Source organism: Pseudomonas sessilinigenes, from assembly GCF_003850565.1.
Classification (GTDB): Bacteria; Pseudomonadota; Gammaproteobacteria; order Pseudomonadales; family Pseudomonadaceae; genus Aquipseudomonas; species Aquipseudomonas sessilinigenes.
In genome coordinates this window covers 365445-391898 of the sequence record NZ_CP027706.1, presented here as the reverse complement: position 1 = coordinate 391898, position 26454 = coordinate 365445, and the positions used below count along the sequence as shown (strand labels likewise).

The following is a 26454-nucleotide window of genomic DNA, read 5'->3' as shown; positions in this document are numbered from 1 at the left end:
TCTCTAGGCGTGCTGGCCACAAGCAGCGCTCGGGCAACCGATCCCGCGCAACCAGGGCGGTCATTTTCGACAGGAAGTCGCCAGGTTCACCATCACCTACAGGGAGTTATCCATGAACGTCATAGACCACCTGGCGCACACTTATGAAACCCTGCAGAAGGGTTTCAACCTGCGCTGGCCGCCCAGCATTGAACAGGGCGCACAGCGGATTTATGTGTGTACGACACCCGATGAAGTTCTGGCCGCAGCCAATACCGCACTGAGTGAGGGCTATCGCATCACGGTGCGCAGTGGCGGCCACTGCTACGAGGGCTTTGTTTCCAACAAGTTAAACGGCGAGACAGAAAACCTGGCGATTATCGACGTGGGGGAAATGAAAGGCCTGAAATACGATGAAAGCCAATCCATCACTTCTCCCTGGGACAGCCGGAACAAGAAGTATCGATTCATGATCTTGACCGGCAACCAGAACTGGGACGGCTACCTGTCGCTGTACAAGCAGGCCGGGCGCACCATTCCTGGCGGTTCATGTTATTCGGTCGGCGTGGGCGGCCATATCAGCGGTGGCGGTTATGGGTTGTTATCGCGCCTGCAGGGATTGACCGTGGACTGGGTCACTGGCGTCGACATTCTTGTACCTGTGGAAAACTCGCGGCAACTGGAGTTCCGGCATGTTCGCGCGGACAGTCCATCGAACAACGACAAGGCATTGTTCACTGCCTGTTGCGGAGCCGGCGGCGGCAACTTCGGCATCATCATCGGCTACTACTTCGACCAACTGCCCCAAGCCCCACAAAAAGCCTATTGGATTCCCCTGGCCTACCCGTGGAAAGAGCTGATCCCTAACTTCTCGAACTTCCTGCGAGCTTATTGGCAGTGGTTCGCCGATAACGACGCCGCCGCAACCAGCACGGTGGAAGGCATTGGCAACGGTGGCTTGTTCACCCTGTTGAAACTCAACCACGTGGACACCTCCGACCATGTGGTGCTGGCAATCCAGTACACCGGCCCCAATGGCCAGGTCGGTGGCGCCAACGACATACCGCTCAACGATTTCATCAACAAGATGAATGCCGCGGCGGGCCTGACGCCGACCCTGCATGACGGCTTCATCGAACCGAACATTGCCCCGCTCAGGCACCCTCATGCGGGCAGGAAATTCAAAGGAGCAGCCGCTCAACACACGGCGATGGACTGGCTGTACGTCACTCAAATGATCAACGGCTCAGGCAACAATCAACGGGGTAAATACAAGTCCGACTATCAGGTCGAACAGTTCTCCGAGCAGGCCTGCAACGCGTTGTTGGCGCACTTGACCGAAGCCACGCCAGACAAACGCTTCAGCCAGTCGCTGGTGCAGATTGATTCCTACGGCGGGGCGATCAACAAAAAGGGCATGGGCACCACTGCTGTTCCTCAACGCAGCTCGCTGCTTAAGGCCCAATACCAGACCTATTGGACCCATGCCGCCGATGACACGGTGCAGTTGGCCTGGATTCGCAACATCTTCACCGCCGTGCACGGCGGCAAGCCGCAAAGACCTGCCTACGATGGCTGCTACATCAACTACCCCGATGTCGACATGAAGTACACCGACACCGGCGCGCTAGACCCCAACTGGCTGAACCTGTACTACGGCTGGAATACCGAGCTCATCACCAAGCTTTCCAACCTCAAAGCCGCCGTTGACCCACACAACCTGTTTCGTAATGAACTGTCCATTCCGGCCACAAGGACCGAGTAGGTGCCGGCCTGGACACATCACACCGGCATGACCACAGCGTGCTCGATCTAGCCTCCCGGCGGCCCAGCGCCATCGGCTAGACGAGCAGGCTGCATGCCTCTGCGACAGGACGTCGCTACCTGTGGATAAGTCTGTTGATGGAATCTTGAGAATGCCCGTGATTACGGGGTGCGCAAGCGCAATCCGCAGTTGGTCATTTTTTGTTCATAAAATAAAATCCCGAAAAAACAGCCAGTTGCAAAAAGATGAGAATGGCTCCACAGATTCGTCATCTGCCTGGCCGAAAAACCCATCCATTGTGCATAAGCGCCCGAGCGAAGCGGCATAACGCCCCCTCGCCCTGGCACCGGCGGCTACTCGTCGGCCCGCGCCGGAATCCACCATTCCTCACCCCGCGCCGTGCGGATGTACTCCGGCCAGCGGAAGTCATGGGGCACCTGGAAGTCCTTGGGCAGCAGCGGCGCCTGCCAGCCACTGCCACCGATCCCGCCACCCGTGCGCTCGACGAACTCGGCCTTGGCCGCGGCCAGCAATGCCTCGTCGGTCAGCAAGTCCACCAGGGTCGCGGCGATGGTCTTGGCCGCTACCTCGATCATTGGGTCGATGGTCTGGCGAATCCCGCCCAGGGCGTTGGAGACCCAGTCCGGATAGACCGTCCCCGGCGGCGCGCTGAGCATCGGCCGAGCCACCAGCAAGCGTACGGTCGGGCAGTGCCAGGTGTATTCCGGGTAGTCGTCGGAGGTCAGGTAGTTCTGCCAGGCCGGCATTTGCAGGCGCAGTTGGCGCTCGCACTCCTGGGGTTCGATCAAGGCCTCGGTGGCCGGCAGGAAGGGCCGCTCCATGGCCTCAAGGCCCAGATTGCGCTGGATCTGGCGGGCGATCTCCCGGGCTTCTTCGTTCCACTTCGGGGCACCCACCGCCGCCAGGTTGTCGTAGGTGGCCTGGGCCATGACATGGTTGGGCAGGCCACCGCGGGACTTGCACACCCAGGTCTTCTTCCAGCGGCAGCCGGTGGCCATGGCCGCCGCGGCGGCGTTGTTGTCCATGACCTGGGAAATGGTCTCGGCCTGCTCGATGGAGTCGCAACGCAGCAGGTACTGGATCTGCGACAAGTGCGGCGGCAGGTTGTCGGCCGTGGCTTGGCCTGCGGTGAGGATCGCCTCGTTGTAGCTCCACAACCCGGTGAACGGCAGGGTCGAGCGGCGCAGGCTTTCGTTCAGGGTATAGAAATGCACCAGGGCATCGTTGGCCCCCGGGGCCCGGGCCGCCAGGTGGTTCTGCGGGATCGGGCTGTAGCGATCGGCGGCGATCCACTGCTCCGGCTCTTCGCAGGTGAAGCTGTAGATGTAGGCGTAGGCAATGCCGCAGTGAGTGTCCCAGGTGGTGGTGTTGTTCAGTGGCAGCATGTAGGTGGGGTGGAAGCTGATGGCCGCATCCAGGTCGTCGTAATAACCCTTGGCCGCGTGTACCGGCTTGGAGGCACGGAGCTTTTCCGCCGGCTCGCCGAAGAAGCGGATGCTGCCCTGCAGGCCGAATTCCACCATGGTCGCCTTGGCCGCCAGGGCCCCGCCCAGGGCGCTGATGCCCAGGGCCGAGTGCGGGTCGGTGTGCCCCGGGGCGAAGCGCGACAGACCGTCGCGCGGTTGTTTGCGGGTAGTGGCCGCCTGGCAGTTGCCTGGCACTGCGTCGTACTCGCCATAGGTGGCCAGCAGCGGCCCCTGGCCTTGGGTGAAGGTGGCGCAGAAGGCCGTGGGCATGCCACCGCTGCCACGCTCGACAGTGAAGCCCTCGGCCTCCAGCAACGCCACGTACCAGGCACTGGACTTGTACTCGCGAAACGCCGGCTCGGCGTAGTGCCAGATCACCTGGTGCCAGTCCGACAGTTGCTGACGGTGGCGTTCGACCCAATCCAGCGCGAATTCTTTGTAGCGGGACATCCTCGGCACTCCTGGTTATCCAGGTCCCGGCCAGTCGCGCGCTGGGCGCCTCGGCGCCCGCCCGGGCCAGCCGGACCTGTTGTTGTTATGGGAATGGTCCGGTCGGCTCAGCCCGGATCGAGGGCCAGTATTGGTGAAGCGCTGGCTACATCAATCAAATTATTTCGCCAGCAATGGTCAAAAAAACTAACCAATGCCACGCTGGCGCGACCCATACTTCGGCGCGACCTGATGCGCCGCAAGCGCCTGGACACACCAGGCCGGACGCATTCGAAGACCCGTTCCCCCCGCCCCGGAGGTTGTATGCGTTTTCCCACGATCAGCGCCTTGCGCGCCCTCGACGCGGTCGCCCGGCTGGGCAGCGTGACCGCCGCCGCCCAGCAGTTGAGCCTGACCCGCAGCGCCATCAGCCACCAGATCATCAGCCTGGAACAGAGCCTGGGCTTCGCCCTGACCGAACGGGTCGGGCGCGGCATCGGCCTGACGCACCAAGGCCAGTGCTATGCCCTCGAAGTTCGGCGCATCCTCGCCGACATCCAGGACGCCGGCCGGCTCTTCGATGGGCCCGCGGTGTCCGGCAAGTTGCGCATCAGTTGCAACCCGGGGTTTACCAGCTTCTGGCTGTGCAACCACATCAACAGCTTCCAGCGCCAATACCCCGAGGTACGGCTGCATGTGGTCAACCCGCGCTCCTGGGACGATACCAGCGATCCCGAGGCCGACCTGTTCATCACCTACGGCATCGGCGACTGGCCCGGGCTGCAGGTGGAGCCGATCTTCACCCTGCATTTCTCACCGGTATGCAGCCCGCGCCTGATCAACGCCATCGGCGGCTTGAAGACGCCCCAGGACCTGGCCGGCCTGCCCTTGATCCACATGAACGACACCAGTGACTGGCGCGCCTGGCTGGCCGCTGCCGGGGTCGAGCAGATCGACGCGGACAGCGGCATCACCTTCTCCGACGCCCACTGTGCGCAGTCGGCGTGCATCGCCGCCCAGGGCGTGGCCATCGGCGACAGCCTGCTCAGTGGCAATGCCCTGGCCCGGGGCCTGCTGGTACGACCCTTCGATATCGCCATCAGCGCCCGGCGCGGCTACTTCCTGGCGATCGATCCGGCCAAGGCTGAAAGGCCGGCGGTACGGGCCTTTTCGACGTGGCTTAAATACCAGCTGCAAAACACCACCCAAGGCATCACCGACAGTTTGCTGATCAAGCCTTAAACCTGGGAGAAGGCAGCAGCGGCCCCTGGCCAATGGATAATTTCACTCACCAATGAGGCAAAAATTATTCCATTGATGTGCCGTTGCTTTTGCCAATAATGAGCCGACCGCCTGCTGTTCCAACAATAAAAACTCCACAGCGCAGGTCGGTTTCCGCAGGAGAACTCTGTAGTGTCCAGCAGTCCTTCGACTCAACTCAGCGCCCAAGGAATCAGCCAGTATTACGGCAACTTCACTGCCCTGGACGGCATTGACCTCGACGTTCGCCAAGGCGAATTCCTCACCCTCCTGGGCCCCTCCGGCTCAGGCAAGACCACCCTGCTGATGATCCTCGCAGGCTTCCTTTCACCCAGCGCCGGCAAGCTCATGGAGCGTGGTGTCGACATCAGCCGGCGCCCGGCGGAAAAACGCAACTACGGCATGGTGTTCCAGGGCTACGCGCTGTTCCCGCACATGAGCGTGGCCGACAACGTCGCCTACCCATTGCGCATCCGCGGGGTCAAGGCCGAGGAGCGCCAGCGCCGGGTCAAGCACATCCTCGAAGTGGTGGGCCTGGGTGCACACCTGCACAAGAAACCGTCCGAGCTTTCCGGTGGCCAGCAGCAGCGGGTGGCCATCGCCCGGGCCCTGGTGTTCGAGCCGGACATGCTGCTGCTCGACGAACCGCTCTCGGCCCTGGACAAGAACCTGCGCGAACAACTGCAAGCCGAGCTGCAGCGCATCCATTGCCAGGTGGGCACCAGCTTCGTGTTCGTCACCCACGACCAGGGCGAAGCCCTGGCCCTGTCGACCCGCATCGCCATCTTCAACCAGGGACGCCTGGCGCAGATCGACTCGCCCCAGGACATCTACGACCGCCCCAGCAACCGCTTCGTCGCCGAGTTCCTGGGCAAGATGAACCTGTTCCCGCTGCGCGACATTGCCCGCAATGGCAGCCACGCCAGTGGCCGCTGTGGCGACGTCGCCCTGCATGCCGCGCTTCCCGGGGAACTGAGCAGCCAGCCACAGTTGCTGGCGGTACGCCCCGAGCACATGACGCTGCACACCGAACGACCGCAAGCAGGTGAGCACAACGTGCTGCCGGCGCACCTGGGCGAACGGGTCTACCAGGGTTCCAGCACGCATCTGGCACTGAACATCGCCCCGGAGCTGGCACCGGTGAACCTCTCGGTACCCGGCGATCACCCCGGCGCCCGATTGCCCAGCGGCACCCCGGTGTGGCTGAGCTGGCCGGTACGCCACAGCTTCCTGCTGGAAGCCTGAGCCCCGCGATCAGTCAGGCAATTGTAGGAGCGAGGCTTGCCCGCGATGGACTGCAGAGCGCTGCGTTGACCCCGTAACGTTCACGACCATCGCGAGCACGCTTGGCTCCTACAGAGGACCACCACCCCGGTTTTCGTACAGAACAACAACAATCAACGGCTGGCGCCTCGGGCACCGGCCTTGCGAGGACTTGCCCCCATGAGCGAGCACCACCAGCGCGACTGCATCGAAATCCTCATCGAAAAAGCCCGTGGCGGACAGATCAGCCGCCGCACCTTCGTCCAGGCCATGGGCCTGCTGGCGGCCGTGCCCCTGGCCCTGCGCAGCGGGATCAGCTGGTCGGCCGACAAGCCCCTGGTGCTGGTCAACTGGGGCGGCGATGCACTGAATGCCTTCCGCACGGCCTGGACCGACAGCTTCACCAAGAGCACCGGCATCCCGGTGCGCATCGACGGCGCCGGCCCCACCGAAGGCGCGGTACGCTCGCAACTGGCCAGCGGCCGGCCCAGCTGGGACGTGGTGGACATGGAAGGCTACAGCGCCCTGAACCTGGGCCGCGAGAAGATCCTGCAACCCCTGGACTACAGCGTGGTGCAGCGCGACCAGGTAGCCCCGGGGATGAGCCATGACTACGGGATTGCCGGCTACATGCTCAGCTACGTGCTGGCCTGGGACAGCGAGAAATACGGCGACAACGGCCCCAGGGACTGGGCGGATTTCTGGAACGTGGAGAAATTCCCCGGCAAGCGCACCCTCTACAAGTGGATGAACGGCATGCTCGAGGCCGCCCTGCTGGCCGACGGCGTACCCGTCGACAAGTTGTATCCGCTGGACGTACCACGGGCCCTGCGCAAGATCGACGAACTCAAGCCCCACGTCCTGTCGTTCTGGGGCTCGGGCGCGGAAAGCCAGCAACTGATGATCGAAGGCGAAGCCTCCATGGGCGTGCTCTGGCACACCCGCGCCACCTTGTTGCGCGAGGACAGCGGTGGCCGGATCAAATGGGGCTATGACAACGCCTTCCTCACCAACAGCAGCTGGGCCGTGCTCAGCGACAACCCGGCAGGTACTGCCCCGGCCATGCAGTTCATCCAGCATGCCCTGCAGCCGGCGGGCCAGTTCAAGCTGTTCGAGATCCTCGGCAACGGCCCATCCAACCCGGCCACCCAGAAGCTGATGAGCCCCGAGCAGCTGGAGCTCAACTGCGCGTCCGAAGCCAACATGAAGAAGCAGATCCTGCTGGACACCCAGTGGTACGCCGATCACTACTCCAGCACCCTGGAGCAGTACCTGACCCACCTGTCCAAGTGAGGCGCCGACCATGAGTGCGACCCAAACCGCGCGCCTGGAACGCAGCCTGCTGCTGGTACCGCTGCCGCTGTTGCTGGTGCTGTTCTACTTATTGCCCTTCGTCGGCGTAGTGAGCTGGAGCTTCACCCTGCCCGAACCCGGCATCGAGCAGTACCAGCGCATCGCCAGCGACCCGGCAATCCACGACATGCTGCTGCGCACCCTGCGCCTGTGCCTGACCGTCAGCCTGCTGGCCCTGGCGATCGGCTACCTGCTGGCCTACTGCTGGGTCTTCAGCCCGCCGTTCTGGCAGCGCATGGTGGAGATCTGCGTGTTCATCCCGTTCTGGATCTCGGTGCTGGTGCGGGCCTTCGGCTGGCTGATCGCCCTGCGCAGCAACGGCGTGGTCAACGACAGCCTGCTGTCCCTGGGCTGGATCGAACACCCCCTGCAACTGACCCGCAACGAATTGGGGGTGGTGATCGGCATGCTCCACTTCATGATCCCCTATGCCCTGTTCCCGCTGCTGTCGAGCATGCGCCAGCTGGACCAGCGGGTCCTCTTGGCCTCCCGCGGGCTGGGCGCCGGGGCCTTGCGCACCTTCTGGCAAGTGCTGCTGCCGCAGACCCTGCCGGGGCTGCTGGGGGCCTTCATCATGGTCTTCGTGTTCTGCCTGGGCTTCTTCATCACCCCGGTGCTGCTGGGTGGCGGACAGACGGTGATGATCGCCGAGTACGTGTTCCTGCAGATGTTCCAGACCAGCAACTGGGGCTTGGGCGCGGCCCTGAGCCTGGTGCTGCTGGCCCTGGTCAGCGCGCTGATCTGGCTGCTGATGCGCATCACCCGTGTCAATCGACTGGTGGGTTGAGGTCACTATGAATACACATCGCACTGCCTTGAGTACCCGGCTGATCGCCGTGATCGCCATGGCCTTCATGCTGTTCCCGTTGCTGACGGTGATCCCGGTGTCCTTCACCGCCAAGCGCTACCTGTCGATGCCCGAGGGCAACTGGTCGCTGCGTCACTACGAGGCCCTGCTGAGCAACCCCGACTGGCTGTCGAGCACCGGCCAGAGCCTGGCCATCGCCACGGCCACCAGCCTGATCGCCACCTTGCTGGCGGTCAGTTTCAGCCTGGGCATCTGGTACCTGCGCTCACGCCTGGCGACGCTGTTGATCGGCCTGGTGCTGCTGCCCATGGCGATCCCGCCGGTGATCTCGGCCCTGGTGCTGTACTTCATGGAAACCAAGCTGGGCAGCATCGCCCCGGGCTGGGGCTACGATACCCTGCCCGGGGTGGTGATCGCCCACGTGGTGATGGTGGTGCCCTACGGCGTGGTGACCATGCTGGTGGCGCTGAGCCAGGTAGACCGGCGCATCGAACTGGCCTCGCGCAACCTGGGGGCCAGCCTGATGCAGACCACCTTCCTGGTGATCCTGCCGAACCTGAAGCTGGGGATCTTCTCCACCGCGCTGCTGAGCTTCGCCCTGTCCTGGGAAGAGGTGGCAGTGACCCTGTTCATCACCAGCGTCGACGTCAACACCCTGCCCCGACGGATCTGGAGCGGGTTGCGGGACAACGTCGACCCCAGCGTGGCGGCCATTTCGGTGCTGCTGATCAGCCTGACCCTGCTGGCGCTGATCGGGCGCCTGGTCGTGCAGCACTACGCCCAGCGCCGCGCGCGTTCCTCCTGATCGTGGGTGGCGGGGGTAGGCTCCCCGCCACAAACACTGACCGAAGTCACTTCGGGACCCTCCGGTTTCGTTCCATAGTGCGCGCCCCATCCCACCGGCTTTCCCAGCCTCTTCTAGACTCAGTGAATGGTCGTATTCGGAACTGAGCAAGTCGCTTTGGTGCGGATCAATCAGAGGCAGCGTGTCAAGCTGCCCTTTATGCCCTGAACAGGTACGGCGACGACCGCACCGGGTACAACAAGATACCCATTCAGGGTGCATGGCTACCGGCCGGATCGCCGCGCTACCGTGACGTGGCAACCAGGGCCGCAGCCGAGACTTTCGGACAACCGACAACCACCAGGTGTGTCCGTGACCGTGAGGAATGCTGTATGCCTGATGAATCGCTGCACCTGCCTGTGATCCACACCCTGCTGGAGCGCTACAAGGACGTTCCCGGGGCGCTGCTGCCGCTGCTCCACCAGATCCAGGAAGAGCTGGGCTACATCCCCGACGTGGCCATCCCCGCCATCGCCCATGGGCTCAACCAGAGCCAGGCCGAAGTACGCGGCGTGATCAGCTTCTACCATGACTTTCGCACCGCGCCGCCCGCGCGGCACATCCTGCGCCTATGCCGCGCCGAATCCTGCCAGAGCCGGGGCGCCGAGCAACTGGCGGCGCAACTGCGCGAGCGCCTGCAACTGGACGACCATGGCAGCAGCGCCGATGGCCGCATCAGCCTGCGGCCGGTGTACTGCCTGGGCGCCTGCGCCTGCTCGCCGGCCCTGGAGCTGGACGGCCAGCTGCATGCCCGGCTCAGCGCCGAACGCCTGGACGCGTTGCTCGACAGCTGCCGGGAGGATGCGTGATGAACCTCTACCTGTCCTGTGACTCCCTGGCCCGGGCCGTGGGCGCCGACCAAGTGGCCGACGCCCTGCTGGCCCAGGCCAGCCAGCGCCAACTGCAACTGCAACGCACCAGTTCCCGTGGCCTGTACTGGCTGGAACCGCTGCTAGAAGTCGATACCCCCGAGGGCCGCCTGGGCTTCGGTCCGCTGAACGTGGCCGACGTACCAGCGCTGCTGGACGCCCTGCAAACCGATCCGGCCAGCCACCCCTTGGCCCTGGGCCTGGTGGAACAGATTCCCTACCTCAAGAGCCAGCAGCGCCTGCTGTTCGCCCGCGCCGGCATCACCCGGCCGCTGTCCCTGGAGGACTATCGGGCCCACGGCGGTTTCGCCGGCCTGGAGCGCGCCATCGCCCTGGGCGGCGAGCAGACCGTGGCTGCGGTGCTCGACTCCGGCCTGCGTGGCCGGGGCGGCGCGGCCTTCCCCGCGGGGATCAAGTGGCGCACGGTGCGCGAGACCCCGCCGCAGCAGAAGTACGTGGTGTGCAACGCCGACGAGGGCGACTCCGGGACCTTCGCCGACCGCATGCTGATGGAGGGCGACCCCTTCCTGCTGATCGAGGGCATGGCCATCGCCGGCATCGCCGTCGGTGCCAGCCAGGGCTATATCTATGTGCGCTCGGAGTATCCCCAGGCAGTGGCCACCCTGCGCGCGGCCCTGGACCTGGCCCGGGACGCCGGCTACCTGGGGGCCGATGCCGGCGGGAGCGGCCAGCCCTTCGACCTGGAAGTGCGGGTCGGCGCCGGGGCCTACATCTGCGGCGAGGAAACCGCGCTGCTCGACTCCCTGGAAGGCAAGCGCGGGATCGTTCGCGCCAAGCCGCCGATCCCGGCCCTGCAAGGCCTGTTCGGCCAGCCGACCCTGGTGCACAACGTGCTGACCCTGGCCTCGGTGCCGCTGATCCTGGCCAAGGGCGCACCGTTCTATCGCGACTACGGCATGGGCCGCTCCCTGGGCACCATGCCCTTCCAGCTGGCGGGCAATGTCCGCCATGGCGGCCTGGTGGAACGGGCCTTCGGCCTGACCCTGGGTGAGCTGCTGCATGACTACGGGGGCGGCACCGCCAGCGGCCGGCCACTGAAGGCGGCCCAGATCGGCGGCCCCCTCGGCGCCTGGGTCCCGCCCACGCAGTTCGACACACCGCTGGACTACGAGGCCTTCGCCGCCATGGGCGCGATGCTCGGCCACGGCGGCGTGGTGGTGGCCGACGACAGCCTCGACCTGGCCCACATGGCGCGCTTCGCCATGCAGTTCTGCGCCGAGGAATCCTGCGGCAAGTGCACCCCGTGCCGCATCGGCTCGACCCGTGGCGTGGAAGTCATCGACCGCCTGCTGGCGGCTCCCGGTCCCGAGGAGCGCCAGCACCAGGCGCTGATCCTCAAGGACCTGTGCGACACCCTGCAATACGGCTCGCTGTGCGCCCTGGGCGGCATGACGTCCTACCCGGTGGCCAGCGCCCTCAAGCACTTCCCTGCCGACTTCGGTCTGCACACCACGGAGGCCGACCAATGATCACGCTCTTCGACCCCGCCAAGGACATCGACCTCAACGCCGTGGACCTGGGTACCCCGGCCCGCGACAGCCAGGTACAGGTCAGCCTGAGCATCGACGGCCGCAGCATCAGCGTGCCCCAGGGCACCTCGGTGATGCGCGCCGCCGCGCTGCTGGGCACCAGCATTCCCAAGCTATGCGCCACCGACAGCCTGGAGGCCTTCGGTTCCTGCCGCATGTGCCTGGTGGAAATCGACGGCATGCGCGGCTACCCGGCCTCCTGCACCACCCCGGTCAGCGAGGGCATGGTGGTGCATACCCAGACGCCGAAGCTCTCGAGCCTGCGCCGCAATGTGATGGAGCTGTACATCTCCGACCACCCGCTGGACTGCCTGACCTGCTCGGCCAATGGCAACTGCGAACTGCAGACCGTGGCCGGCCAGGTGGGCCTGCGCGAAGTGCGCTATGGCTACGACGGCGCCAACCACCTGAGTGACCAGAAAGACCGCTCCAACCCCTACTTCGACTACGACCCGAGCAAGTGCATCGTCTGCAACCGCTGCGTGCGCGCCTGTGAGGAAACCCAGGGCACCTTCGCCCTGACCATCAGCGGCCGGGGCTTCGAATCCCGGGTGGCGGCGGCCGGCGGCGACAACTTCCTGGACTCCGAATGCGTGTCCTGCGGCGCCTGCGTGCAGGCCTGCCCCACCGCGACCCTGATGGAAAAGAGCGTGGTGGAAATGGGCCAGCCCGAGCGGGCGGTGATCACCACCTGCGCCTACTGCGGCGTGGGCTGTTCGTTCCGCGCCGAGATGAAGGGCGAGCAACTGGTACGTATGGTCCCGGACAAGAACGGCCAGGCCAACCATGGCCACTCCTGCGTCAAGGGCCGCTTCGCCTGGGGCTACGCCACCCACCCGGACCGCATCACCAAACCGATGATCCGCAAGCACATCAGCGACCCGTGGCAGGAGGTCAGCTGGGATGAAGCCGTGCAGTACGCCGCCAGCGAGCTGCGGCGCATCCAGCTCAAGTACGGTCGCGACTCCATCGGCGGCATCACGTCCAGCCGCTGCACCAACGAGGAAACCTACCTGGTGCAGAAACTGGTGCGGGCGGCCTTCGGCAACAACAACGTCGACACCTGCGCCCGGGTCTGCCATTCGCCCACCGGCTACGGCCTCAAGCAGACCCTGGGGGAATCCGCCGGGACCCAGAGCTTCGATTCGGTGATGCAGGCCGACGTGATCCTGGTGATGGGCGCCAACCCCAGCGATGCCCACCCGGTATTCGGCTCCCAGCTCAAGCGCCGCCTGCGTGAAGGGGCGCGGCTGATCGTCATCGATCCTCGGCGCATCGACCTGGTGGACTCGGTCCACGCCCGCGCCGAGCTGCACCTGGCCCTGCGCCCGGGAACCAACGTGGCCATGCTCAACGCCCTGGCCCACGTGATCGTCACCGAGGGCCTGGTGGACCAGGCGTTCGTCGAGGCCCGCTGCGAGCCCGAGGCCTTCGCCCTGTGGAGCGCCTTCGTCAGCCGTGCGGACAACTCGCCGGAGGTGCTGGGCGCCATCTGCGGGGTCCCGGCGGCCGACATCCGCGCCGCGGCCCGGATCTACGCCACTGGCGGCAACGCGGCGATCTACTACGGCCTGGGCGTCACCGAGCACAGCCAGGGCAGCACCTCGGTGATGGGCATCGCCAACCTGGCCATGGCCACCGGCAACATCGGCCGCGAAGGGGTCGGGGTCAACCCGCTGCGGGGTCAGAACAACGTCCAGGGTTCCTGCGACATGGGTTCCTTCCCCCACGAGCTGCCGGGCTACCGGCACATCTCCAACCAGACCGTGCGCCAGGAGTTCGAGCAAGCGTGGAACGTCAGCCTGCAACCCGATCCGGGCCTGCGCATTCCCAACATGTTCGAGGCGGCCCTGGGCGGCAGCTTCAAGGGCCTGTACTGCCAGGGCGAGGACATCGCCCAGAGCGACCCCAACACCCAGCACGTGACCGCCGCCCTGTCGGCCATGGAATGCGTGGTGGTGCAGGACATCTTCCTCAACGAAACCGCCAAGTTCGCCCATGTGTTCCTGCCCGGGGCCTCGTTCCTGGAAAAGGACGGCACCTTCACCAACGCCGAGCGCCGCATTTCGCGGGTGCGCAAGGTCATGGAGCCGCTGGGCGGCAAGGCCGACTGGGAAGGCACCCTGGCCCTGGCGGCGGCCCTGGGGTATCCGATGCATTACGAGCACCCATCGCAGATCATGGACGAGATCGCCCGCCTGACCCCGACCTTCACCGGCGTCAGCTATGCCAGCCTGGACCGTCACGGCAGCCTGCAATGGCCGTGCAACGCCCAGGCCCCGGACGGTACGCCGACCATGCACATCGATGAATTCGTGCGCGGCAAGGGGCGCTTCATGCTCACCGGCTACGTGCCCACCGACGAGAAGGTCAACAGCCGCTATCCGCTGCTGCTGACCACCGGTCGCATCCTCAGCCAGTACAACGTCGGCGCCCAGACCCGGCGCACCGACAACGTCGCCTGGCACGCCGAGGACCGCCTGGAGATCCACCCCACCGATGCCGAGAGCCGGGGCATCAGCGAAGGCGACTGGGTCGGCATCGGCAGCCGCGCCGGGCAGACCGTGCTACGTGCCCGAGTGACCGAGCGGGTAGCGCCGGGGGTGGTCTACACCACCTTCCACTTCCCCGAGTCGGGCGCCAACGTGATCACCACCGACAACTCCGACTGGGCCACCAACTGTCCGGAGTACAAGGTCACGGCGGTGGAGGTCAGCCGGGTCTACCATCCGTCCGAGTGGCAGAAGCGCTACCAGGCCTTCAGTGACGAGCAGCAGCGCTTGCTGCAAGCCCGCGACCGGTCCCGGGGCCACAAGGCGGAGGTGCGCCGATGAGCACCGCCAACCTGGTCAAGATGGCCAACCAGATCGCTTCGTACTTCGCCAACGAGCCGGACCAGACCCAGGCGGTAAGCAGCGTGCGCAACCACATGCAGCTGTTCTGGACCCCAGCCATGCGCCAGGAGCTATTGGCCTGGCACCAGCAGCAACGGCAAAGCGAGCTGCATCCTTTGGTGTGCCAAGCCATCGACGCCCCCGGCAAGGCCACCTAGCCCAGCCGCGCCCGGGCCTGCCATCGCGGCAGGCCCGGGCGTCATCCCCTCACCGGCCGGAACAGCGCTGCTGCGTCGGCGCGCTGGTGTGCAACGCCAAAGGCATGCTGGCCCCCGGCTTGCTCAGGGGCAGCAGCTGGTACACGGTGAATACGCACAGCGCCTCCACCTCGCCGCCGGCCACCGGAATGTAGTTCAGGCCGGCATAGACCTCGTAGCTCTTGCCCGGCTCGAACACCACCACCTTCTGTACCTGCGGGCAGGTGCGGTAGGCATTGCTGGTTCCCCCGGCCGCCACCCCGCCGCCCTCCAGCAGGAACGGACGTCCGGCGGGCACGCGGTATTCGGTGGCGATCTCGGAGTATTCGCCTTCACCGCGGCGAATGGCTCCGGGGTAGTCCGGCAGCTTCGGGGCGAATCGCGGCAGCATGTCGATCTGCCGCGGGGCCTCGGGAAACTGTGGATAGTTGACGTTCGCCCGGTGCTCGCTGCCAAAGCGCCCAGCCTTGGCCAGGCGCTGGTTGTCGCCGATGCAGCCGGCATAGGCCCCACCACGCACTTCACCGTTGGTGATCACCCGCAACTGCGCCACCGATGCGCCCAGGGGCGGCTCCGAATAGGGCTCCACCGGCTTGACGCTGCACGCGCCAAGCGAGCCCAACAACGCCACCAGGGCCAGACTTCTGACATTCATCGCTACTGCTTCCTTTGACTGATTGCGCCTCGTGGCCCGGGCAGGCTATCGGCAGGGATGGCACAGACTTCATGGCGGCCCGGGCAAAACCACGCCACCGGGCCACTTGCGTGAAAACACAAGCCAGCTTGCGCCTGCCGGGATGTATCCCGGCCAATCCACGATCTACCCTGCGCTCACCTGCCTGCACAACAAAAACAACCAGGGAGCACCCGTTATGGCACTCGATTATGCGGTCATGTTGGTCTACGTCCTGTTGATGGCCGGCCTTGGCTGGTGGGGCATGCGCAAAGTGCGTAACCAGGACGATTTCCTGGTGGCCGGGCGACGCCTGGGCCCGGCGCTGTACCTGGGCACCCTGTCGGCGGTGATGCTCGGCGGCGCCTCCACCATCGGCTCGGTACGCCTGGGCTACAGCTACGGAATCTCCGGGTTGTGGCTGGTGTTCATGCTGGGCCTGGGGATTATCGTCCTGAGCCTGGTGCTGTCGCGGCAGATCGCCCAGTTGCGGGTATTCACCGTGACCCAGATACTCGAACAAAGGTACCAGGCGTCGTCGCGCCTGATCGGCGGCTGCGTGATGGTGGCCTACGACCTGATGGTGGCGGTCACCGCGACCATCGCCATCGGCTCGATCACCGAGGTGGTGTTCGACATCCCGCGCATCCCGGCGATTCTCTGCGGCGGCGCACTGGTGATCTTCTACTCGGTGATCGGCGGCATGTGGTCGCTGACCCTCACCGACATCATCCAGTTCGTGATCATGACCCTGGGCATCTTCTGCGTCCTGCTGCCCATGAGCGTCGGCCAGGCCGGCGGCCTCGAAGCCATGCAGGCGAGGTTGCCGGCGGGGTTCTTCGAGTGGGGCAACATCGGCCTGGACACCCTCCTCGCCTACTTCCTGCTGTACTTCTTCGGCGCGCTGATCGGCCAGGACATCTGGCAGCGATTGTTCACCGCCCGCAGCGAACGGGTGGTGCGCTACGCCGGCCTCGGCGCCGGGGTCTACTGCATGTTCTACGGCGCCGCCTGTGCCCTCGTGGGGGCCGCTGCCAAGCTGCTGCTACCGGACCTGGCGGTGGCCGAGAACGCCTTCGCCGAAGTCACCCGCAACGTATTGCCGGCCGGACTGCGCGGGCTGGTGGTGGCGGCGGCTCTGGCCGCCATCATGTCCACCGCCAGTGCCTGCCTGCTGGCCTCGGCCACGGTGCTCAAGGAAGACATCTACAGCCGCTTCCTGACCCGCGGCCAGGAAAACCACCTGGCCAGCAGCCGCTGGATCACCCTCGGCCTGGGGGTGGCGATGCTGCTGATGGCCTGCCTGGTCAACGACGTGATCGCCGGCCTGAGCATCGCCTACAACCTGCTGGTGGGCAGCCTGCTGGTGCCGATCATCGGCGCCTTGCTGTGGCGCCGGGCCTCGGCGGCCGGGGCCATCGCCTGCATGGTCAGCGGCAGCCTGACGGTGATCGCCTGCATGGCCCGCGACGGCATCCTGGCCAACACCCCGATCTACTACGGCCTGGGCGTCAGCCTGCTGACCTTCGTCGCCGTCAGCCTGGTGAGCCAGCCCGCCCCGGCCCTGCGCAGCACCGCCGATTGATCCCTGAATCCACAACGAGGAATCGCCCATGTCCCAGTCTTTCCCGCAGCCGGTAGACGCTGCCCTGGTCCCGCGCTTCGCCGGTATTCCAAGCTTCATGCGCTTGCCGCTGTTCGACGACCCGGCGCAGGTGCAGATCGCCCTGGTGGGGGTGCCCTGGGATGGCGGCACCACCAACCGCGCCGGCGCCCGCCATGGCCCGCGGGAGGTGCGCAACCAGTCGAGCCTGATGCGCAAGGTGCACCACGTCAGCCGCATCGCCCCCTATGACCTGGTGCGGGTCGGCGACCTGGGCGATGCCCCGGTCAACCCCATCGACCTGTTGGACTCGTTGAAACAGATCGAGGGTTTCTTCAGCCAACTGCACCAGGCCGGCGCGGTGCCGCTGTCGGTGGGCGGCGATCACCTGGTGACCCTGCCGATCTTCAGGGCCCTGGCCCGCCAGCGGCCGATCGGCATGGTGCACTTCGATGCCCATTCCGATACCAACGACCGCTACTTCGGCGACAACCTCTACACCCACGGCACGCCCTTTCGCCGGGCCATCGAAGAGGGCCTGCTGGACCCCAGGCGCACGGTGCAGATCGGCATCCGCGGCTCGATCTACTCGGCCGACGACGAAGACTTCGCCAAGGATTGCGGGATCCGCGTGATCCACATGGAGGAATTCGCCGACCTGGGCGTCGAGGCGACCCTGGCCGAAGCCCGGCGGGTGGTGGGTGCCGAGCCGACCTACATCAGCTTCGACATCGATGTGCTCGACCCGGCCTTCGCCCCCGGCACCGGTACCCCGGAGATCGGCGGCATGACCACCCTGCAGGCCCAGCAGCTGATCCGCGGCCTGCGCGGCCTGAACCTGATAGGCGCCGACGTGGTGGAAGTCTCGCCGCCCTTCGACCTCGGCGGCGCCACCGCCCTGGCCGGCGCGACCCTGATGTTCGAGCTGCTGTGCATCCTGGCCGAGTCGGTGGCGAATCGGGGTTGAGCCGGATCCAGGTTTTTTTGCTCGCACCCGATACCCGGGGGCCAAGTTCCTGTGCACACTGCCGGGTATCTTCCCGGCAGGACCGCCAGGTCCCCAGGTACGCGCCATGCAGTACGACGAACTCAAGGCATGGACCCAGGCAATCACCCAGGTCCTGGGCCAGAACCCCGGCCCGGCACAGTTGCTGGCAACCAGCCAATGGTTGCAGCGACTGTGCCAGGTGGACCATTTCGTGCTGTTCATCTACCAGGGCAACTACCGCCCGCTGTCGCTGTTCGACACCTTCACCGCGCACAAGCGACAGTACTTCGTCGACGACTACCAGACCGGCCCCTATCTGCTGGACCCGCTCTACCTGGCCTGCAGCAACCAGCTGCATCAGGGCCTGCACAGCCTCAAGGAGCTGGCGCCGGACCACTTCTATCTCAGCGAATATTTCCTGAGCTACTACCACCGCCTGGGACTGACCGAGGAGATAGCCTTCTTCGTCGACCTGGATGACAGCAGCACCGGGGTGCTGTCGCTGATGCGCAGCAGCGAGCACAGCGACTTCAATGATCAGGAGCGCCAGTTGCTCGAATGCGCCGAGCAGGTGGTGAGGCTGGTGGTGCGCAGCGCCTGGAGCCAGCATCGACTGTCCAATCCACGTCCGGCCCTGGAAATGGACCATGCCATTCGCCAGGCCTTCGAACGCTTCGGCGAAGGCCTGCTCACCCTGCGCGAATGTGAAATCGCCAGGCTCTTGCTGCGTGGCCACTCCAACGACTCCATCGCCCAGCAGCTGTTCATCAGCAGCGGTACGGTGAAGATCCATCGCAAGAACCTCTACACCAAGCTCGAGATCGGCAGCCAGTCGGAGCTGCTGGGACTCTTCCTCGACAAGCTCACAGCCTGCTGATCCCTGCTTCCCGCGCCGCCCTGGGCAATCTATCCCTATCGGGATATGTACAGCCCGAAAGCCCTGCTGATAGCGTCCCTACATCCCGTCGCGCCAGTAGCCCCGGGCTTGCAACTGCAGTTGGGTCGTTACCAAGAACAACAAGAAACATCCACTGAGGTAGGCACATGAGCAACTTGAAACTGAACCGCAGCCTGGGTTTCTGGGCGGCCTACTCGACCTCCGTCGGACTGGTGGTCTCCGGCACTGCGATGGTGGCGCTAGCCAACGGCTACGGCGTCTCGGGGCCCGCATTCAGCATCGTCGCCCTCGGCGCACTGCTGGTGATCCTCTGCGTCGCGCTGTCCTATTCGGAGCTGGCGGCCATGCTGCCCGGGGCCGGCATGATCGGTGAATACACCCTGCCCGCCCTGGGCAAGCTGCCGGCCCTGTTCGCGGTGCTGGCCGGCTACATCGTCCTGGTGGGCACCGATGGCGGGACCAACATGATCATCGGCGGGCAGTCCCTGGAGCGCTTGACCGGCGCTCCCTGGTACCTGTTCTCCCTGGGCATCCTGGCCTTGCTGGTAGCGATCAACCTCAAGGGCATCGAGGTCTTCGGCCGGGTCCAGACCACCCTGGCGATTACCATGATGCTGCTGCTCGGGGCCGTCGGTGCCTGGGGCCTGACGGGCTTCGGCACCCTGGCACCGCTGGAGCAGCAACCGGCTTTTTCCCCGGTGCCGGTGAGCCAGCAGTTCAGCCACTTGAGCCTGGCCATCTGGCTGTTCATCGGCATGGAGTTCGTCGCTCCCCTGGCCGAGGAAGTGAAGAATCCGGGACGCACCATTCCCCTGGCGATGATCGTCGGTTGCGCCAGCATCTGGTTCGTCGACCTGTTGTTCGGCCTGAGCATCACCCGCTACATCGGCCTAGACGCCCTGGCGGCCTCGACCATTCCCCACGTCGATGGCGCAGCGGCCATGCTCGGCACCCCGGGCCTGATCATCATGGGGGGGATCTCCATCCTGGCCGCGGTCACCACCTGCGATACCTACCTGGTGGCAGTACCACGCATGCTCTACGGCCTGTCCCGGGAAGGCCTGCTGCCGAAGATCTTCTGCTGGTTGCATCCGACGGCGCGCACGCCATGGTTCGGTATCTTCTTCGTGGTGGGGCTGATCATGATCGTGCTCCTGTATGCCATGGCCAATCATGCGGACATCGCCCTGATCACCATGATGATCAGCGTGGCCTGTACGACCTGGCTGCTCAGCTACGTGATCGCCCAGATCGATGTGCTAGTGCTGCGCAGGCGTTATCCACAGGCGCGACGCCCATTCAAGACACCGTTCTATCCCCTGCCCCAGGTGATCGGTATCGGCGCCTGCCTGTACATGATCACTACCCTGGTCAGCGATCCACAGGTGCTGTTCATCGCCACCCTGTGCGCGAGCCTGATCATCCTGTTCGCCGTCCTGTACCTGAAAAGTACCGGGCAAGCCTTGTTTTCCCCGCCGTCCCTGGAAGAGGTGCTGCGGCGTATCGAGGAACGCGCCGAGTCGTCATCCGTGGGCAGCCACGGCAACAACTGCGCCCAACTGAAACTGCAGTAGCCGGGGATCATCGCCATGAACCTGTATGCCGCTATCGACCGTCATGCCCAGCTGGCTCTTAAAGGGACAGCCCAGCGCTTCAGCGCCTATCTCCAGCCTCGTGACTCGAACCGCCCCTACTGCCTGGAAAGCCACGGACACAAGCTGGCGGCAGACGACCTGAGCCTGCAACAGCAGTTGGCCAGCAAACTGTTCGGACGCATCTACAGCCTCAGTTGGCAGTGGCACGTGCCCATGGAGCTGGGCCGACGTTCCATGCACATCCGCCTGAACTACCGAGGCTGGCGCCAACGCAACCGCCAGGCCGCGTTTGTCGGCAAGGACTGTCCGGCGTCGTTGCTCGCCGCCCTCAATCGCAGTCCGGTGCTGTTGCCGCTGTGCCTGGCCATGGAACTGGGCGGGCTGGAGATTCACTACCGCGCCCAGGAGCGCCGTTGCGATGTGTTGCTGCGGCCAAACTACGGCGACTTCGTCTGGCTGCTGATGCCGCCGCTGAAGTACATCCGCCAGCCATCGCAAGCCGAAGTCGACAGCACCATGCTGCTGATCCATGAGCTCTCGACCCTGTTGCGCCACCACCTGGAACCGCCTTGCGCCGAGTGCGGCTGATTCGCTCCTTCGCTCCATGAATCCATGACAACCGGCTGCCGGGCCCTCGGCTACCGAGGCGGCCTGCTGCCCCTGCACAACACCACAATAACCAGGAGTACCACCATGAACGACCTGCAATCCAAAACCATGCAAGCCGCCGTGCTGCGCGAACTGGGCGGCCAGTTGCACCTTGAGCAGGTGGCGATCCCGCAACCTGGCGCCGGCGAGGTGCTGATCAAGGTGGTCGCCTGCGGCGTCTGCCACAGCGATGTGCACGCCTGCGATGGCGACTGGCCCAGCCCGCCGGTCCTGCCATTGATCCCCGGCCACGAAGTGACCGGCCACGTGGTGCAGCTGGGCGAGGCGGTGCAGGGTCTGGAGGTCGGGGACGCAGTGGGCGTCCCCTGGATGTTCAGTGCCTGCGGTGCCTGTGAATACTGCCGCGCAGGGATGGAGACCATCTGCAAGCATGGCGAAGCCACCGGCTACAGCAAACCCGGCGGCTATGCCGAGTACATGGTGGCGCCCGCGGCCTTCGTCGCCAGGGTCGACCCGGCTGCCGACCTCTACGCCCTGGCGCCGATCCTCTGCGCCGGGGTGACGACCTACCGCGGCCTCAAGCGCTCTGGGGCACGCCCCGGACAGTGGGTGGCGATCATCGGCATCGGCGGCCTGGGCCACGTGGCGGTGCAATACGCCAAGGCCATGGGCCTGCGCGTCGCGGCGGTGGATGTCTCACCGGAGAAACTCGAACTGGCCCGCAGCCTGGGCGCCGAGCGCCTGTATGACGCCAGTCGCAATCCCCAGGAAGCGATCCAGGCGCAGCTGGGCGGCGTGCACGCGGTGCTGGTGACGGCGGTGGCCAATCAGGCTTTCGAGCTGGCGGTGGAACTGCTGCGCCAGGGTGGCACGGCGATCTACATCGGCCAGCCCGGAGGCAAGGCCGATCTGGTACGCAACTCCATCGACCGGGTGGTCAATTGGGAGCTGACGATTCGAGGCTCCAACGTCGGCACCCGCCAGGACCTGCATGAAGCGGTTGAATTCGCCACCAACGGCCTGGTCAAGGCCACCGTGACCATGACACACCTGGGGGAAATCAATCAGGTGTTCGGGCAGATCCGCAGCGGCGCGGTGGTTGGACGCAAAGTGCTGAAGATCGCCTGAACCCAAGCATTGGGTACTTCCCCGCAGCAGCACACAAGGAGTCTTCCATGCTCAAGCAGCTCTACATCGACGGGCAGTGGGTAACCCCGGCCCAAGGTGGCCATTTTCCGGCCATCGACCCGGCCACGGAGGAAACCCTGCAGCAGGTGGCCGCTGCCACCGCAGAGGACGTCGACCTGGCGGCGCAGGCCGCGCGCCGGGCCTTCGACCAAGGCTGGGGCCAGACCAGCGGCGCCGAACGCGCCGGTTGGCTCGAGGCCCTGGCGGACGAGTTGGCGCGCAAACACGAGGCATTGGCCATTCTCGAAACCTGCGACAACGGCAAGCCATTGCCCGAGGCCCGACTGGATATCAGCGACAGTATCGATTGCCTGCGCTACTACGCCGGCCTGGCCAGGAAGCTGGACCAGCGCCAGGACCAGCCACTGGAGCTGCCCGATCCGCGCTTCAGTTGCCGCATCCGTCATGAACCGGTGGGCGTGGCCGGACAGATCATTCCCTGGAACTATCCGTTGCTGATGGCCGCCTGGAAAGTCGGCCCGGCCCTGGCGGCCGGTGCCACCTGCGTACTCAAGCCCTCGGAGCTGACCTCACTGACCGCCGTGGAGCTCGCCGTGGCAGCCAACGACATTGGCCTGCCCGCCGGCGTCCTCAATGTGGTGACCGGCCTTGGCCATCAGGCCGGAGCGGCGCTGAGTGCCCACCCACAGGTGGACAAGATGGCCTTCACTGGCAGCGTTCCCACTGGGGCGAAAATCATGTCGGCGGCGGCGGCCGAGATCAAGAACATCAGCCTGGAACTGGGTGGTAAGTCGGCATTCATCGTCTTCGACGATGCCGATGTGGAAGCTGCGGTGGAATGGATCATGTTCGGCATCTTCTGGAACCAGGGCCAGGTGTGCAGCGCTACTTCGCGCCTGCTGGTCCAGGAAGGCATCGCCGCCCGGCTGACCGAACGCCTGGTGGAAGCAGCCCGCGACATCCAGATCGGCCCGGGCCTGCAACCTGGCGTGCAACTGGGCCCGCTGGTCAGTGCCGGCCAGTATCGCAAGGTCATGGCGATGATCGAACAAGGTACCCGGGACGCCCGTCTGCTCAGCGGAGGCAAGCGCCCGGGGCACCTGCCCGCAGGTTTCTTCGTGGAGCCGACGATCTTTGCCGAGCCCGCCACCGATAGCAGCCTGTGGCGTGACGAGATCTTCGGTCCGGTGCTATGCCTGAAACGCTTCAAGACCGAGGCCGAAGCCTTGCAACTGGCCAACGACAGCCGCTTCGGCCTGGCCGCGGCAGTGATGTCCGCCGACCTGGAGCGCAGCGCCCGGGTAGCCAATGGCTTGCGAGCCGGCATCGTCTGGGTCAACTGCTCACAACCCACCTTCACCCAGGCGCCTTGGGGCGGGATGAAGCAGAGCGGCATCGGGCGCGAACTGGGGCGCTGGGGGCTGGAGAACTACCTGGAGATCAAGCAGGTGACCGAGTACCGCAGCCAGGAACCCTGGGGCTGGTATCTCAAGCCATAACCCCAAAAAAGCGCCTTGCCCGGCGACGAGTGATCGCCGCCGGGCAAGGCGCCTTGGGTGCCGCGATCAACCTTGCAGGGCTTGCTTGAGCGCTGCCAGGCCATCGGCGTAGATGGTGGTGAACAGCTCGATGGCTTGTTCGTCACTGATGCCGGCTGGCACGAACGAGCCGGACCACTCGACGCGCGAGCCCTTGCCGTTCTCTACCACGCGCAGGGTCGACTGGTAGTCGCGCACGGGAGCTGGCCCCTGGAGGATGGTGTAGCTGTAGCTGCGCCCGCCTTCGTTGAAGTCCAGCAGGCGCTCGATGATGGTGTCGCCTTCGGCGCTCTTGAGGCTGCGGACCCGGCCACCTTCGCTCAGGGCGCTCTGGGGGATGAAGGGCAGCCAGTCGGGCAGCGAGTCGAAACCGCCGATCAGTTGCCAGACGCGCGCAGCGTCGATGTTCAGTTCGATGGAAGCTTTGGCCTGGGCCATGATGATTTCTCCTGGGGCTACAGCCCCTTCAATAAGGTCGTAAACGCTTGCGACAGGGCCGCCAGGCGGCCCCGCGCGGGTAGGATCACTGGGCTGGAACAGGCGCCACTGGGTTGATCAGGCCCTGCTCGCGCAGGTTCTGCCAGAAGGCGGCCGGGATCACCGCGCTCATGGCGGCGTGGTCTTCATTGGCGTGCAGTGGGCGGGTCGAACCGGGGATCACCGAAACCACCGCCGGGTGAGCCAGGGCGAACTGCAGGGCAGCGGCCTTGACGTCCACATCGTGGGCACGGGCAACGGCGCGGATGCGCTCCAGCTTGGCCAGCACTTGCTGGTTGGCCTTCTGGTACTCGAAGTGCTCGCCACCGGCGGTGACACCCGAGCTGTACGGACCGCCGACGACGATGCCGACACCTTGCTCCACCGCTTGCGGCATGACCCGTTGCAGGGCGCGGTCGTGGTCCAGCAGCGAGTAGCGGCCGGCCAGCAGGAAGCCATCGGGACGTGGTTCGTCCAGGTCCAGGGTCAGTTCGATCGGCTCGACGCGGTTGACGCCCAGGCCCCAGGCCTTGATCACGCCTTCTTCACGCAGGCGGGAAAGCACGCGGAAGGCGCCGGTACGGGCGATTTCGAACTGGGTCAGCCATTCGTCGCCGTAGAAGTCCTGGGCGATGTCGTGGATCCAGACGATGTCCAGATGGTCGGTGCCCATGCGCTTGAGGCTGTCTTCGATGGAGCGCAGGGTGGCATCGGCGCTGTAGTCGTTGACGATGCGGTTGCGGTTGCCGTGTTCGAACAGGCCGCTCTTCTCACCCAGTTCACGGGCGGCAGGGTCTTCCAGTTCGTCGAGGATGATGCGGCCGACCTTGCTGCTCAGTACGTATTCGTTGCGTGGGCGCTTGGCCAGTGCGGCACCCAGGCGGCTTTCGGAGAGGCCGGCACCGTAGAAGGGTGCGGTGTCGAAGTAACGCACGCCGTTGTTCCAGGCAGCATCGACGGTGGACTGTACTTCTTCGGCGGATACGGCGCGGAACATGTTGCCCAGTGGGGCGCTGCCGAAACCTAGGCGGGTTGGGATCAAGGATTTGAGGCTCATGGATTGCTCCTGGTTGGGGGGAGTCGCTTGTGAACTCCAGTGAGCGCATCCTAAAACCGGCCAACCGAGACCGTCCAAGTCATAATTCGACAGACTTAAGACCAAACAGGTCAAATCGCTCTAGGACCGCTTCCCGCCCCCATCCAGGTCCCTCCAATTTCAGCTTGCCGCCCCCGCCAGCACCATCTCGCGGAAATCCCCAACGATCGGCCGCAGGTCGACACGGTGCCAGGCCGCCCACAGGCCGGTGCTCTGCTGCAACCAGGGCAGCTCGCGCAGGACCACGTTCGGGTTGCCTTCACCATTGATGCTCTGCTGGATCAGCGCCAGGCCCAGGCCGGCGGATACCAGGCCCAGGGCACTCAGCGGCTCAGCGGCTTCCAAGCGGATCTGCGGGGTGAAGCCCGCGGCCACGCAACTGGCCAGGAAGCGCTCGCGCCGGCTGGGCTGCAACTGGCCCTCGACCATGATCCAGTCCTGCTCGTGCAGGTCGGCCGGTTCGATGCTGGGCTTGTCCGCCAAGGGATGCCCCAGGGGCAAGGCCAGGCGCAACGGGTCGTCGAACACCCGGGCGGCCAAAAGCTCCGGATCGTCGGTGGCCGGCGGTTCGCAGACCAGGGCGATGTCCAGGCTGCGTTGGCGCAGCCCTTCGAACTGCTCCTGGGCCGACAGGTTGTACAGCGCGATATGGATACCCGGGCGCTCCTCGCGCACATGGCGCAAGGCACCGGGCAGCACTCCGGCATGGATCGCATGGCTGACGTAGCCGATGCACAACCCACCCGTCTCGCCACGCCCCAGGCGCCGGCCCAGGGACTCCAGGCGCTCGGCATGCTTGAGCAGGGCCCGGGTCTCGTGGAGGAAGGTGCGACCGTCGGACGTCAGGCGCAGGCGTTGTTGGCTACGCTCGAACAGTTGCAGGCCGAGGCGCTCTTCCAGCTGGGCGATCTGCCGGCTCAGCGGCGATTGGGAGATGTGCAGTTGCTCGGCCGCCTTGCCGACGTGCTCGACTTCGGCGACGGCAACGAAATAACGCAATTGTCTAAGATCCAGCATATGACCCTCAGGGACTCAAGTATGACAAATTAAGTCATATACGATCTTACTGGCGTTCAATAGGATGGCGCCATCTCGAATCGATCACCGGCACAGGTCTTGTGCCCCCAAGA

The 26454-nt window shown here is 65.3% G+C and carries 22 protein-coding genes; 17 read left to right on the top strand and 5 right to left on the bottom strand.

What is annotated here, in order from left to right; all coding sequences use genetic code 11:
• Nucleotides 1-112: 112 nt before the first annotated feature.
• Complete coding sequence (locus C4K39_RS01750) at nt 113-1744, top strand: BBE domain-containing protein (protein WP_124345531.1); 1632 nt, start codon at nt 113-115, stop codon at nt 1742-1744.
• A gap of 353 nt (nt 1745-2097) precedes the next feature.
• On the opposite strand, the gene C4K39_RS01745 is transcribed toward C4K39_RS01750, so the two are convergent.
• The gene (locus C4K39_RS01745) at nt 2098-3681 is read right to left on the bottom strand and encodes a zinc-binding metallopeptidase family protein (RefSeq protein ID WP_124345530.1); all 1584 of its coding nucleotides are present in this window, start codon (nt 3679-3681) and stop codon (nt 2098-2100) included.
• 303 nt (nt 3682-3984) lie between these two features.
• Between C4K39_RS01745 and C4K39_RS01740 the strand changes: the two genes are divergently transcribed.
• The 9 genes from C4K39_RS01740 (at nt 3985) to C4K39_RS01700 (ending at nt 14659) form a co-directional block, all read left to right on the top strand.
• Nucleotides 3985-4902, top strand: a complete 918-nt coding sequence (locus C4K39_RS01740; protein ID WP_068589532.1) for a LysR substrate-binding domain-containing protein — start codon at nt 3985-3987, stop codon at nt 4900-4902.
• Nucleotides 4903-5073: 171 nt separating this feature from the next.
• Nucleotides 5074-6165, top strand: coding sequence for an ABC transporter ATP-binding protein (locus C4K39_RS01735; RefSeq protein WP_124345529.1), 1092 nt, complete (start codon nt 5074-5076; stop codon nt 6163-6165).
• Nucleotides 6166-6363: 198 nt separating this feature from the next.
• A complete protein-coding gene (locus C4K39_RS01730) occupies nt 6364-7476 on the top strand; it encodes an ABC transporter substrate-binding protein (protein WP_124345528.1) in 1113 nt (370 codons plus the stop codon).
• Between the two features lie 10 nt (nt 7477-7486).
• A complete protein-coding gene (locus C4K39_RS01725) occupies nt 7487-8323 on the top strand; it encodes an ABC transporter permease (protein WP_068589540.1) in 837 nt (278 codons plus the stop codon).
• A 7-nt stretch (nt 8324-8330) separates the two neighbouring features.
• Nucleotides 8331-9149 (top strand): ABC transporter permease, encoded by an 819-nt coding sequence (locus tag C4K39_RS01720; RefSeq protein WP_124345527.1) that lies wholly within the window; start codon nt 8331-8333, stop codon nt 9147-9149.
• A 371-nt stretch (nt 9150-9520) separates the two neighbouring features.
• Nucleotides 9521-9997: a formate dehydrogenase subunit gamma gene (locus C4K39_RS01715; protein WP_022639215.1), complete on the top strand. Its 477-nt coding sequence runs from the start codon at nt 9521-9523 to the stop codon at nt 9995-9997.
• The gene (locus C4K39_RS01710) at nt 9997-11547 is read left to right on the top strand and encodes a formate dehydrogenase beta subunit (RefSeq protein WP_437179346.1); all 1551 of its coding nucleotides are present in this window, start codon (nt 9997-9999) and stop codon (nt 11545-11547) included. Before C4K39_RS01715 ends, C4K39_RS01710 begins: the two co-directional genes overlap by 1 nt.
• Entirely contained in the window at nt 11544-14441 is a 2898-nt protein-coding gene (gene fdhF, locus C4K39_RS01705; RefSeq protein ID WP_124345525.1) for a formate dehydrogenase subunit alpha, read from the top strand. Before C4K39_RS01710 ends, fdhF begins: the two co-directional genes overlap by 4 nt.
• Entirely contained in the window at nt 14438-14659 is a 222-nt protein-coding gene (locus C4K39_RS01700; protein ID WP_124345524.1) for a formate dehydrogenase subunit delta, read from the top strand. The genes fdhF and C4K39_RS01700 overlap by 4 nt, the downstream gene beginning before the upstream one ends.
• A gap of 49 nt (nt 14660-14708) precedes the next feature.
• Here C4K39_RS01700 and C4K39_RS01695 read toward each other — a convergent pair whose 3' ends face one another.
• A complete protein-coding gene (locus C4K39_RS01695; protein WP_124345523.1) occupies nt 14709-15353 on the bottom strand; it encodes an amidase in 645 nt (214 codons plus the stop codon).
• A gap of 217 nt (nt 15354-15570) precedes the next feature.
• On the opposite strand from C4K39_RS01695, the gene C4K39_RS01690 reads away from it, so the two are divergent.
• The 7 genes from C4K39_RS01690 to C4K39_RS01660 all read left to right on the top strand — a co-directional run bounded on the left by C4K39_RS01690 (nt 15571) and on the right by C4K39_RS01660 (nt 23712).
• Nucleotides 15571-16956 carry a sodium:solute symporter family protein gene (locus tag C4K39_RS01690; protein ID WP_124345522.1) on the top strand — a complete coding sequence of 462 codons (1386 nt, stop codon included), beginning with the start codon at nt 15571-15573 and terminating at the stop codon, nt 16954-16956.
• A 28-nt stretch (nt 16957-16984) separates the two neighbouring features.
• On the top strand, nt 16985-17941 hold the full coding sequence (gene speB, locus C4K39_RS01685) for an agmatinase (protein ID WP_124345521.1): 957 nt from the start codon (nt 16985-16987) through the stop codon (nt 17939-17941).
• A gap of 106 nt (nt 17942-18047) precedes the next feature.
• The gene (locus C4K39_RS01680; protein WP_124345520.1) at nt 18048-18839 is read left to right on the top strand and encodes a LuxR family transcriptional regulator; all 792 of its coding nucleotides are present in this window, start codon (nt 18048-18050) and stop codon (nt 18837-18839) included.
• 167 nt (nt 18840-19006) lie between these two features.
• Nucleotides 19007-20434, top strand: coding sequence for an APC family permease (locus C4K39_RS01675; RefSeq protein ID WP_124345519.1), 1428 nt, complete (start codon nt 19007-19009; stop codon nt 20432-20434).
• Nucleotides 20435-20449: 15 nt separating this feature from the next.
• The gene (locus C4K39_RS01670) at nt 20450-21043 is read left to right on the top strand and encodes a DUF3156 family protein (RefSeq protein WP_068589568.1); all 594 of its coding nucleotides are present in this window, start codon (nt 20450-20452) and stop codon (nt 21041-21043) included.
• 105 nt (nt 21044-21148) lie between these two features.
• Complete coding sequence (locus C4K39_RS01665) at nt 21149-22192, top strand: alcohol dehydrogenase catalytic domain-containing protein (protein ID WP_068589571.1); 1044 nt, start codon at nt 21149-21151, stop codon at nt 22190-22192.
• A gap of 47 nt (nt 22193-22239) precedes the next feature.
• Nucleotides 22240-23712 carry an aldehyde dehydrogenase family protein gene (locus C4K39_RS01660; protein ID WP_124345518.1) on the top strand — a complete coding sequence of 491 codons (1473 nt, stop codon included), beginning with the start codon at nt 22240-22242 and terminating at the stop codon, nt 23710-23712.
• Between the two features lie 66 nt (nt 23713-23778).
• On the opposite strand, the gene C4K39_RS01655 is transcribed toward C4K39_RS01660, so the two are convergent.
• The 3 genes from C4K39_RS01655 to C4K39_RS01645 all read right to left on the bottom strand — a co-directional run bounded on the left by C4K39_RS01655 (nt 23779) and on the right by C4K39_RS01645 (nt 26341).
• Nucleotides 23779-24189: an SRPBCC family protein gene (locus C4K39_RS01655; RefSeq protein WP_124345517.1), complete on the bottom strand. Its 411-nt coding sequence runs from the start codon at nt 24187-24189 to the stop codon at nt 23779-23781.
• 85 nt (nt 24190-24274) lie between these two features.
• Complete coding sequence (locus C4K39_RS01650; protein WP_103324651.1) at nt 24275-25285, bottom strand: aldo/keto reductase; 1011 nt, start codon at nt 25283-25285, stop codon at nt 24275-24277.
• Between the two features lie 159 nt (nt 25286-25444).
• The gene (locus tag C4K39_RS01645) at nt 25445-26341 is read right to left on the bottom strand and encodes a LysR substrate-binding domain-containing protein (protein WP_068589583.1); all 897 of its coding nucleotides are present in this window, start codon (nt 26339-26341) and stop codon (nt 25445-25447) included.
• Nucleotides 26342-26454: the final 113 nt, after the last annotated feature.

What these genes read in the sequence shown, in the direction of transcription:
- C4K39_RS01750 (WP_124345531.1), top strand. Translation starts at nt 113, where the DNA reads ATGAACGTCATAGACCACCTGGCGCACACTTATGAAACCCTGCAGAAG.
- C4K39_RS01745 (WP_124345530.1), bottom strand. Translation starts at nt 3,681, where the DNA reads ATGTCCCGCTACAAAGAATTCGCGCTGGATTGGGTCGAACGCCACCGT.
- C4K39_RS01740 (WP_068589532.1), top strand. Translation starts at nt 3,985, where the DNA reads ATGCGTTTTCCCACGATCAGCGCCTTGCGCGCCCTCGACGCGGTCGCC.
- C4K39_RS01730 (WP_124345528.1), top strand. Translation starts at nt 6,364, where the DNA reads ATGAGCGAGCACCACCAGCGCGACTGCATCGAAATCCTCATCGAAAAA.
- C4K39_RS01725 (WP_068589540.1), top strand. Translation starts at nt 7,487, where the DNA reads ATGAGTGCGACCCAAACCGCGCGCCTGGAACGCAGCCTGCTGCTGGTA.
- C4K39_RS01720 (WP_124345527.1), top strand. Translation starts at nt 8,331, where the DNA reads ATGAATACACATCGCACTGCCTTGAGTACCCGGCTGATCGCCGTGATC.
- C4K39_RS01715 (WP_022639215.1), top strand. Translation starts at nt 9,521, where the DNA reads ATGCCTGATGAATCGCTGCACCTGCCTGTGATCCACACCCTGCTGGAG.
- C4K39_RS01710 (WP_437179346.1), top strand. Translation starts at nt 9,997, where the DNA reads ATGAACCTCTACCTGTCCTGTGACTCCCTGGCCCGGGCCGTGGGCGCC.
- fdhF (WP_124345525.1), top strand. Translation starts at nt 11,544, where the DNA reads ATGATCACGCTCTTCGACCCCGCCAAGGACATCGACCTCAACGCCGTG.
- C4K39_RS01700 (WP_124345524.1), top strand. Translation starts at nt 14,438, where the DNA reads ATGAGCACCGCCAACCTGGTCAAGATGGCCAACCAGATCGCTTCGTAC.
- C4K39_RS01695 (WP_124345523.1), bottom strand. Translation starts at nt 15,353, where the DNA reads ATGAATGTCAGAAGTCTGGCCCTGGTGGCGTTGTTGGGCTCGCTTGGC.
- C4K39_RS01690 (WP_124345522.1), top strand. Translation starts at nt 15,571, where the DNA reads ATGGCACTCGATTATGCGGTCATGTTGGTCTACGTCCTGTTGATGGCC.
- speB (WP_124345521.1), top strand. Translation starts at nt 16,985, where the DNA reads ATGTCCCAGTCTTTCCCGCAGCCGGTAGACGCTGCCCTGGTCCCGCGC.
- C4K39_RS01680 (WP_124345520.1), top strand. Translation starts at nt 18,048, where the DNA reads ATGCAGTACGACGAACTCAAGGCATGGACCCAGGCAATCACCCAGGTC.
- C4K39_RS01675 (WP_124345519.1), top strand. Translation starts at nt 19,007, where the DNA reads ATGAGCAACTTGAAACTGAACCGCAGCCTGGGTTTCTGGGCGGCCTAC.
- C4K39_RS01670 (WP_068589568.1), top strand. Translation starts at nt 20,450, where the DNA reads ATGAACCTGTATGCCGCTATCGACCGTCATGCCCAGCTGGCTCTTAAA.
- C4K39_RS01665 (WP_068589571.1), top strand. Translation starts at nt 21,149, where the DNA reads ATGAACGACCTGCAATCCAAAACCATGCAAGCCGCCGTGCTGCGCGAA.
- C4K39_RS01660 (WP_124345518.1), top strand. Translation starts at nt 22,240, where the DNA reads ATGCTCAAGCAGCTCTACATCGACGGGCAGTGGGTAACCCCGGCCCAA.
- C4K39_RS01655 (WP_124345517.1), bottom strand. Translation starts at nt 24,189, where the DNA reads ATGGCCCAGGCCAAAGCTTCCATCGAACTGAACATCGACGCTGCGCGC.
- C4K39_RS01650 (WP_103324651.1), bottom strand. Translation starts at nt 25,285, where the DNA reads ATGAGCCTCAAATCCTTGATCCCAACCCGCCTAGGTTTCGGCAGCGCC.
- C4K39_RS01645 (WP_068589583.1), bottom strand. Translation starts at nt 26,341, where the DNA reads ATGCTGGATCTTAGACAATTGCGTTATTTCGTTGCCGTCGCCGAAGTC.